Origin of the sequence: Nitratireductor sp. GCM10026969 (assembly GCF_042660605.1) — a bacterium.
GTDB lineage: Bacteria > Pseudomonadota > Alphaproteobacteria > Rhizobiales > Rhizobiaceae > Chelativorans.
In genome coordinates, this window is sequence record NZ_JBHSUM010000178.1 from 1 (window position 1) to 8,102 (window position 8,102).

Annotated in this window: 8 protein-coding genes; 7 read left to right on the forward strand and 1 reads right to left on the reverse strand. The window is 64.0% G+C overall.

Features of this window, described 5'->3' with window-relative positions:
• A partial coding sequence (locus ACFP9U_RS22050; RefSeq protein ID WP_378624764.1) for a nucleotide-binding domain containing protein occupies positions 1-374 on the forward strand: 374 nt, incomplete at its 5' end.
• A gap of 210 nt (positions 375-584) precedes the next feature.
• Positions 585-1,487 carry a YihY/virulence factor BrkB family protein gene (locus tag ACFP9U_RS22055; RefSeq protein WP_378624766.1) on the forward strand — a complete coding sequence of 301 codons (903 nt, stop codon included), beginning with the start codon at positions 585-587 and terminating at the stop codon, positions 1,485-1,487.
• 51 nt (positions 1,488-1,538) lie between these two features.
• On the opposite strand, the gene ACFP9U_RS22060 is transcribed toward ACFP9U_RS22055, so the two are convergent.
• Entirely contained in the window at positions 1,539-2,507 is a 969-nt protein-coding gene (locus tag ACFP9U_RS22060; protein ID WP_378624767.1) for a LysR family transcriptional regulator, read from the reverse strand.
• A 246-nt stretch (positions 2,508-2,753) separates the two neighbouring features.
• On the opposite strand from ACFP9U_RS22060, the gene chvE reads away from it, so the two are divergent.
• From chvE to ACFP9U_RS22085, 5 genes are all read left to right on the forward strand, one after another.
• Positions 2,754-3,821 carry a multiple monosaccharide ABC transporter substrate-binding protein gene (chvE, locus tag ACFP9U_RS22065; RefSeq protein ID WP_378624769.1) on the forward strand — a complete coding sequence of 356 codons (1,068 nt, stop codon included), beginning with the start codon at positions 2,754-2,756 and terminating at the stop codon, positions 3,819-3,821.
• 68 nt (positions 3,822-3,889) lie between these two features.
• The gene (gene mmsA, locus ACFP9U_RS22070; protein ID WP_378624770.1) at positions 3,890-5,425 is read left to right on the forward strand and encodes a multiple monosaccharide ABC transporter ATP-binding protein; all 1,536 of its coding nucleotides are present in this window, start codon (positions 3,890-3,892) and stop codon (positions 5,423-5,425) included.
• A 1-nt stretch (position 5,426) separates the two neighbouring features.
• A complete protein-coding gene (gene mmsB / locus ACFP9U_RS22075; RefSeq protein WP_378624772.1) occupies positions 5,427-6,629 on the forward strand; it encodes a multiple monosaccharide ABC transporter permease in 1,203 nt (400 codons plus the stop codon).
• 5 nt (positions 6,630-6,634) lie between these two features.
• Positions 6,635-7,636, forward strand: coding sequence for an AraD1 family protein (gene araD1 / locus ACFP9U_RS22080; protein WP_378624774.1), 1,002 nt, complete (start codon positions 6,635-6,637; stop codon positions 7,634-7,636).
• A 15-nt stretch (positions 7,637-7,651) separates the two neighbouring features.
• A partial coding sequence (locus tag ACFP9U_RS22085) for a dihydroxy-acid dehydratase (RefSeq protein ID WP_378624776.1) occupies positions 7,652-8,102 on the forward strand: 451 nt, incomplete at its 3' end.

Sequence of the window (8,102 nt, forward strand, 5' to 3'; positions counted from 1 at the left end):
CGGCGCTGGCGCGCGCAGAGGACGTCCTGGCGCATCTCGAGCCGTCGACGGACTACGGCATGAGCGGCGCGGCCCTTTCGCACAAGCTCGCCGACCTGGTCAGCCTCATCCTCGACCGGCAGGCGGTGTGCGCCCTTGGCATTGCCGGCGGCGACACTTCGAGCATCGTCGTCCGCCGGCTCGGCTTCCACAGCATCTCGTTCGAGGAGCGGCTGGATGCGGGTGTCGCGATCTGCCGCGCGCATTCGGATGCCGCACAGCGCGATGGAATGCGGTTGATGCTGAAAGGTGGCCAGGTCGGATCGGAGGCGGTCTTCGAGCGGTTCGTGTCCGCAACAGGTAAGAGATCTCCCGCGATCCCCACCGGCCGCTAGTCCGGGGACCGTCTGTGCCCTCCGCTTCCGCTGCGCGGGAACACCGGGCGCGGTGTGAAAGTTGGAGACGGCGGGACTGTTCACAAACGGGAGAGCATTCTGGACAACGGGCCGGATCAAGGTGGTGATCGGGAAACCCGTCAGGCGCGGGAACGCGGAAGAAACGCGCGCAGACCGCACCAAATCCCCTGGCGCGGCTGGTGGGATATTGTGCGGCGCTCGGCAACGAAGTTCACCCGCGAGCGCATCAGCCTCGTCGCCGCGGGGATCACCTTTTACCTGATCCTTGCGCTGTTTCCCGCGCTTGCCGCCTTCGTTTCGCTCTACGGTTTCTTCGCCGATCCCCAGACCGTCGCCGACCACCTGACCTATCTGGAAGGGGTGCTGCCGGCCGCCGGCCTGGATCTCATTCGCGAGCAACTCAATGCCTTGACCTCCGGCGATCCGCAGTCGCTCGGCCTTGGCTTCCTGATTTCTTTCGCGCTGGCGTTCTGGAGCGCCAACAACGGCATCAAGGCGCTGTTCCAGGGAATGAACGTGGCCTATGGCGAGACCGAGAAGCGCGGCTTCTTCAAGCTCACCGCCATTACGTTCACCTGCACCATCGCGGCGATGCTCGTCGTGATGCTTCTCATTGCGGTGGTCGGCGTCGTCCCGGCGGTCCTTGCCTTTGTCGATCTGGGGCCGCTGGGCAATTTCCTGGCAGGGATCGGCCGCTGGATCCTGCTCCTGTTCTTCGCCTTCCTCGTCATTGCTGCGCTCTACAGGATCGGCCCCAGCCGCGAAAAGGCGCAATGGCAATGGGTCACCTTTGGCGGTGTGCTTGCGGTGCTTGTCTGGCTGGCCGCCTCGGTCGGCTTTTCCTTCTATCTGCGCAATTTCGCGGATTACAACGCCACCTACGGCTCGCTCGGCGCCGCCATCGGCTTCATGATCTGGATCTGGATCTCGGTGCTGATCGTGCTGGTAGGGGCTGAGCTGAACGCCGAAATGGAGCACCAGACGGCCGACGACACGACGACGGGCCCCGAAGAGCCGATGGGACAGCGTGGCGCGGTGGTCGCTGATACCGTCGCCGCGACACCCGGTAAAGAGGACAGCGGCAGAAAGTAGGTGAGCCTCGTCCCCGGCGTTCAGGCAACCGAGCCGGAAAGATGGCGAAATTTAAACCACCTTGCTCCTGATCACCTCGGAAACCACATCGAAAAGCACCTGTGAGGAAGGCGACAGCGGCCTTTCGGCATGCTGCACCAGCGAATAGGGCGCGACGGTGATTTCCGTCTCCAGCGGCAGTTCCACGATGCGGCCGTTGAGCCCTTCCTCGCGGCCGTAAAAGGTGGCGGCGGCCTTGGCGATGGGCGCGATCGCGTTGGACTGGCTGATGTAGCCAAGGGTGAGCAGCATCGACGAAGTGCTCAGCACCTTGTCCGGCAAGGCGACGCCGCGCGCCATCAGAAAGTTCTCGAGTGTCCGCCGCAACAGCCCGCTCGGCGTCTGCAGAACCCAGTCGTAGGCCACGCACTCCTCAACTGTCGCGGGGGAACGCCGGGTCAGCGGATGGCCGCTACGTGCGATCAGGCTGATCGGCTCGGGCTCGACCTCCTTTGTCAGGAACATGCGCGGATCGACGTCGCCCAGAACGCGGCCGATATAGAAATCCAGCCGCGCCGCCAGCAGGTCCTCGGCGAGCCCGTCGCTGGTGTCGACCGTCACGCTGACCGATATCTTGGGGTGGGTAAGGCGCAACTGCCGAAGCGCAGGAAGAACGATGTCGAGCGCCGGCCCCGTGACCGCGCCGACCGACACCGTGCCCTGGTTGCCGCGCTCCATCTCGGTGATCTCGCGCGCCGCATCGTCCAAGCCCTGCAGCATGGCGCGCGCCCGCATGGCGAGCCGTTCGCCATAGGCGGTCAAGACGACGCCGCGCGCGTGCCGGCTGTGCAGCGGCACACCGAGGATTTCCTCCATTTCCGCCGCCATGCGCGAGGCCGCCGGCTGCGAGATGGCGAGATGGGCGGCGGCCGCGCTCATCTGTCCCGTTTCCTTGAGGGCAGCGATCAGGCGCAGATGCGAAAGCTTCAACCCGCGGCGGGCGAGGAAATCGCTCTGGAAGGAAGTCGGGCTGTCGAGCATCCAAGTCTCCGAAAATGATATACCAATATGATCATATCATTCATGCAAAACCGCATTTGACCTGAATAACACGGCTTCCTATGCCTGTCATGCCCGCGGCCGGTGCATCAGAGCACAGCCCGTGGCGGGGAGGGAGGTTCTCGCGAGGCGCCGCCGCGGTGCCAGCTTCATCTCCGTGCCATTCATAGCCTGGCCGGTTCGGCGGTTCCGTCGTGCGCGGCCCAATGTCAGACCTGGGAGGATTCCATGAGATTTTTGACGCTTGCCCTGGCAACGACCGCGATGGTCGCCGCCTCGATGGCCGGTCCCGCGGCCGCGCAGGACAAGGGCACGGTCGGCATCGCCATGCCGACGAAGTCCTCGGCGCGCTGGATTTCCGACGGCAACAGCATGGTCGAGCAGTTCGAGGCTGCCGGCTATGCCACGGATCTTCAATATGCCGAAGACGACATCCCGAACCAGCTCGCCCAGATCGAGAACATGATCACCAAGGGCGTGGACGTCCTGGTGATCGCCGCAATCGACGGCACGACGCTTTCCAACGCGCTCGCCAATGCCGATGCTGCCGGCATCGAGGTGATCGCCTATGACCGCCTGATCCGCGACAGCGAGCATGTCGACTATTACGCCACCTTCGACAACTTCAAGGTCGGCGTGCAGCAGGCGAATACGCTGGTCGAGGGCCTGAAGGAGCGTTTCCCGGACGAGGAGGTCTGGAACGTCGAGCTGTTCGGCGGCTCGCCCGACGACAACAACGCCTATTTCTTCTACGACGGCGCCATGTCGGTGCTTCAGCCGCTGATCGACGAGGGCAAGGTCGTCGTACCGTCGGGCCAGATGGGCATGGACACGGTCGGCACGCTTCGCTGGGACGGCTCGGTCGCCCAGGCGCGCATGGACAACCTCCTGTCGGCCAACTACACCGACAAGCAGGTGCACGGCGTGCTGTCGCCCTATGACGGCCTGTCGATCGGCATCATCTCCTCACTGAAGGGTGTCGGCTACGGCTCGCAGGACATGCCCATGCCGATCGTCTCCGGCCAGGACGCGGAGGTCCCCTCCGTCAAGGCCATTCTGCGCGGCGACCAGTATTCCACCATCTTCAAGGATACACGCGAACTCGCCCGCGTCACGGTCGGGATGGTCAACGCCGTGCTGGGCGGCGACGAGCCGGAGATCAACGACACCGAGACCTATGACAACGGCGTCAAGGTCGTGCCCTCCTACCTCCTGGAGCCGGTTCCGGTCACGTCGGAGAACTGGGAAAAGGTGCTGATCGGCAGCGGCTACTACACTGAAGATCAGATAAAGTAGCTTTCGCATGAAGAGCCGGGCGGAAGGATTGCCTTCCGCCCGCCTCGTTTCGAGCCAGGACATCGACCATGCCCGCCGACACCATTCTCGAAATGCGCGACATCACCAAGACCTTCCCCGGTGTGGTGGCGCTCGACAACGTCAACATTTCGGTCGAGCGCGGCGAGATCCATGCGCTGGTCGGCGAGAACGGCGCCGGCAAGTCGACCCTCATGAAGGTGCTGAGCGGCGTCTATCCGCATGGCAGCTACGAGGGGCAGATCGTCTATGACGGGGAGGAGAAGGCCTTCCGCGGCATCGCCGACAGCGAGCGCGAAGGCATCATCATCATTCACCAGGAGCTGGCGCTGGTGCCGCTCCTGTCGATTGCGGAAAACATCTTTCTCGGCAACGAGCGCGCCCGCCACGGCATCATCGACTGGCGCGACACCAACCGGCGCACGAGCGAGCTTCTGGCCAAGGTGGGCCTTTCGGAACATCCCGAGACGCGCGTCACCGACCTCGGCCTCGGCAAGCAGCAGCTCGTGGAGATCGCCAAGGCCCTTTCCAAGGAGGTGCGGCTCCTGATCCTCGACGAGCCGACCTCCTCGCTCAACGACAAGGACGCCGACGCGCTTCTGGAGCTTCTGAAGGAGTTCCGCAGCCGTGGCATCTCCTCGATCCTGATCTCGCACAAGCTCAACGAGGTTTCCAAGGTCGCCGACACGATCACCGTGCTGCGTGACGGTGAGGCGGTGAGCACGCTCGATTGCCGCGGCGATGCCATCAGCGAGGACCACATCATTCGCGATATGGTGGGCCGCTCGCTCTCCGACCGCTACCCACCGCGTGATCCGCAGATCGGCGAGACGGTCTTCGAGGTGCGCAACTGGACCGTTCACCACCCGGTCCATACCGAGCGCAAGGTGGTCGACAATGTCGACTTGACCGTAAAGCGCGGCGAGGTGGTCGGCATTGCCGGCCTGATGGGGGCGGGCCGCACCGAGCTGGCCATGAGCCTGTTCGGCCGCTCCTATGGAAGGGATATCACCGGCGAGGTCCGCATCGGCGGCAAGCCGGCCGACGTGTCGACCATCAGGAGGGCGATCGGCTCGGGGCTCGCCTATGTCACGGAGGACCGCAAGACCTATGGCCTGGTGCTGGAGGACACGATCCGCCGCAATATCCCGCTCGCCAACCTTGAGGCGGTTTCAGCCGGCGGCGTCGTCGACGAGAACCGGGAAGCGGCGGTGGCGGAGGAATACCGCCGCAAGATCAACATAAAATGCTCCTCCATCGCCCAGGAGGCGATCAATCTTTCCGGCGGCAACCAGCAGAAGGTCGTGCTGTCGAAATGGCTGTTCGCCGACCCCGATATCCTGATTCTCGACGAGCCGACGCGCGGCATCGACGTCGGAGCGAAGTTCGAGATCTACACGATCATCCGTGATCTCGCCGCGAGCGGGAAGGCGATCATCGTCATATCCTCCGAGATGCCGGAGCTGCTCGGCGTCTCCGACCGCCTCTACGTCATGAACGAGGGCCGCATGGTCGGCGAGCTGCCGACTTCCGAAGCCACCCAGGAACGCATCATGTCCATGATCATCAAGTCCGCCGGAAAGTGAAATGACCGATCTCGTCACATCAGAACAGGCCGCGAGCGCCGGCAGCAAATCGTCCTTCGGCTTCATCCGCAATCACCTGCGCGAATACGGCATCCTGATCGCGCTGATCGCCATCATGGCCTTCTTCCAGGTGGTCACAGGCGGCATTCTCCTGAAGCCGGTCAATCTCACCAACCTGATCCTGCAGAACAGCTATATCGTGATCATGGCAATCGGCATGCTGCTCGTCATCGTGAGCGGCCATATCGACCTATCGGTGGGCTCGGTGCTCGGTTTCATCGGCGCGCTCGCCGCGGTGATGATCGTCAACTGGGAAGTCAATTACCTGCTCACCGCCGTCATCTGCCTTGCCGCGGGGGCGGCGATCGGTGCGGCACAGGGCTTCTGGGTCGCCTATTACAAGATCCCTTCTTTCATCGTGACGCTCGCCGGCATGCTGGTCTTCAAGGGCCTGACGCTGTGGCTGCTTGCCGGCCAGTCGATCGGGCCCTTCCCGCGCCAGTTTCAGCTGATCTCGTCCGGCTTCATTCCGGACATCTTCAATTCCGAGAACATCAATCTTTTCTCGCTGCTTCTGGGCGTCGCTGTTGCGGCGCTGCTCCTTTACCTGGCCGTGCGCGCCCGCCTGCAAAAGCAGCGGACGCGCATGGTGGACGAGCCCTTCGCCTTCTTCGTCGCCAAAAACGTCATCATCGCGCTCGCCATCGTCTATATGAGCTATTTGATGGCGACGTTCCGCGGCTTGCCGAACGTCTTCATCATCATGGCGCTCCTGATCAGCGTCTACACCTTCGTGGCCCGGCGCACGACCGTCGGCCGGCGCATCTACGCCATCGGCGGCAATGAGAAGGCGGCCAAGCTCTCCGGCATCAACACCGAGCGGCTGACCTTCCTGACCTTCGCGAATATGGGTATGCTGGCGGCCCTTGCCGGGCTGGTCTTCGCCGCCCGGCTCAACACGGCCACGCCGAAGGCGGGGCTCGCCTTCGAGCTCGACGTGATCGCGGCGGTCTTCATCGGCGGCGCATCCATGTCGGGCGGCGTGGGAACGATCGTCGGTGCGGTGATCGGCGCCTTCATCATGGGCGTGATGAACAACGGCATGTCGATCCTGGGCGTCGGTATCGACTGGCAGCAGGTCATCAAGGGCCTGGTGCTGCTCGCTGCCGTCGTCTTCGATGTCTACAACAAGAACAAGGGCTGAGTGCCATGCTCCTTTCCCAGATCAGAACGGCCGAAGGCGGCGTTGGTGTCGTCGCCCGCGAAGGCACCGAAGCTTATGAGGTGCGCGGTGCCGAAAGCCTCTACGCGCTGGCGCTCGACTGCGCACGAAGCGGCGATACGCTCGCCGCCAGGATCGCCCGTCTCGGCTTCGGTGCCGCGGTGGATCTCGAACGGGCCTATGAAGAAGGGCGCATTCTCGCACCCATCCACCATCCCGATCCCGCCCACCTGCACCTTACAGGAACCGGCCTTACCCATCTCGGCTCGGCCGCCACGCGCGATTCCATGCACCAGGTGACCGCCGACGAGGAAACCAATCTCACCGATTCCATGCGCATGTTCCGCATGGGGCTGGAAGGCGGAAAGCCGGCAGGCGGTGCGCCGGGGGTGCAGCCGGAGTGGTTCTACAAGGGCAACGGCGATGCGGTGGCCGCCCCGGGGGCTTCGCTTACCTCGCCGGCCTTCGCCGACGACAGCGGCGAGGAACCGGAGATCGCCGGCATTTATGTGGTGGGTGACAACGGCTCGGTGTTCCGTGTCGGCTTTGCGCTCTCCAACGAGTTTTCCGACCACGTGATGGAGCGGGTGAATTATCTCTATCTCGCCCACTCCAAGCTGCGGCCGGCTTCCTTCGGCCCGGAGATCCTCATCGGCCCGCTTCCCGAGGATATCCGCGGCACCTCGCGCATCCTGCGCGGCGGCGAGCCGATCTTCGAAAAGCCGTTCCTCTCGGGCGAGGCGAACATGTCGCACACCATCGCCAATCTCGAGCATCATCACTTCAAATACGCGCTTTTCCGCCGCCCTGGCGATGTCCACGTGCACATGTTCGGCACCGCGACGCTCTCCTTCGCCGAAGGCGTGCGCACAGAGCCGGGCGACGTGTTCGAGATTGCAGCACCGCAATTCGGCCTTCCCTTGAGGAACACGGTCGCGATCGACAATTCGGCCGCGCGCGACAAACCGGTCGCCGTGCGGGCGCTATAGGCGGGCTGGTCCATGGTGTTCAAGAAGGCGGAATGGCCGCGCAGGCTGCGCTCCCAGGAATGGTATGGCGGCGACAGCCGCGACAACATCTATCACCGCTCCTGGATGAAGAACCAGGGCCTGCCGGCCGATCTCTTCGACGGGCGGCCGGTGATCGGCATCTGCAACACCTGGTCCGAGCTTACCCCCTGCAACGCCCACCTGCGCGACCTCGCCGAGCGGGTGAAGCACGGCATCTACGAGGCCGGCGGCCTACCGGTGGAGTTTCCCGTCTTCTCGCCCGGGGAGCCGTCGCTCAGGCCGTCGGCCATGATGTACCGCAACCTGTGCGCCATGGACGTCGAGGAGGCGCTGCGCGCCAATCCGCTCGACGGCGTGGTGCTGATGGGCGGCTGCGACAAGACCACGCCGGCGCTGCTCATGGCCGCCGCGACGGTCGACATTCCGGCGATCGCCTTTTCCGTCG

Coding starts and splice junctions, on each gene's coding strand:
- ACFP9U_RS22060 (WP_378624767.1), bottom strand. CDS start 2,507: ATGCTCGACAGCCCGACTTCCTTCCAGAGCGATTTCCTCGCCCGCCGC.
- chvE (WP_378624769.1), top strand. CDS start 2,754: ATGAGATTTTTGACGCTTGCCCTGGCAACGACCGCGATGGTCGCCGCC.
- mmsA (WP_378624770.1), top strand. CDS start 3,890: ATGCCCGCCGACACCATTCTCGAAATGCGCGACATCACCAAGACCTTC.
- mmsB (WP_378624772.1), top strand. CDS start 5,427: ATGACCGATCTCGTCACATCAGAACAGGCCGCGAGCGCCGGCAGCAAA.
- araD1 (WP_378624774.1), top strand. CDS start 6,635: ATGCTCCTTTCCCAGATCAGAACGGCCGAAGGCGGCGTTGGTGTCGTC.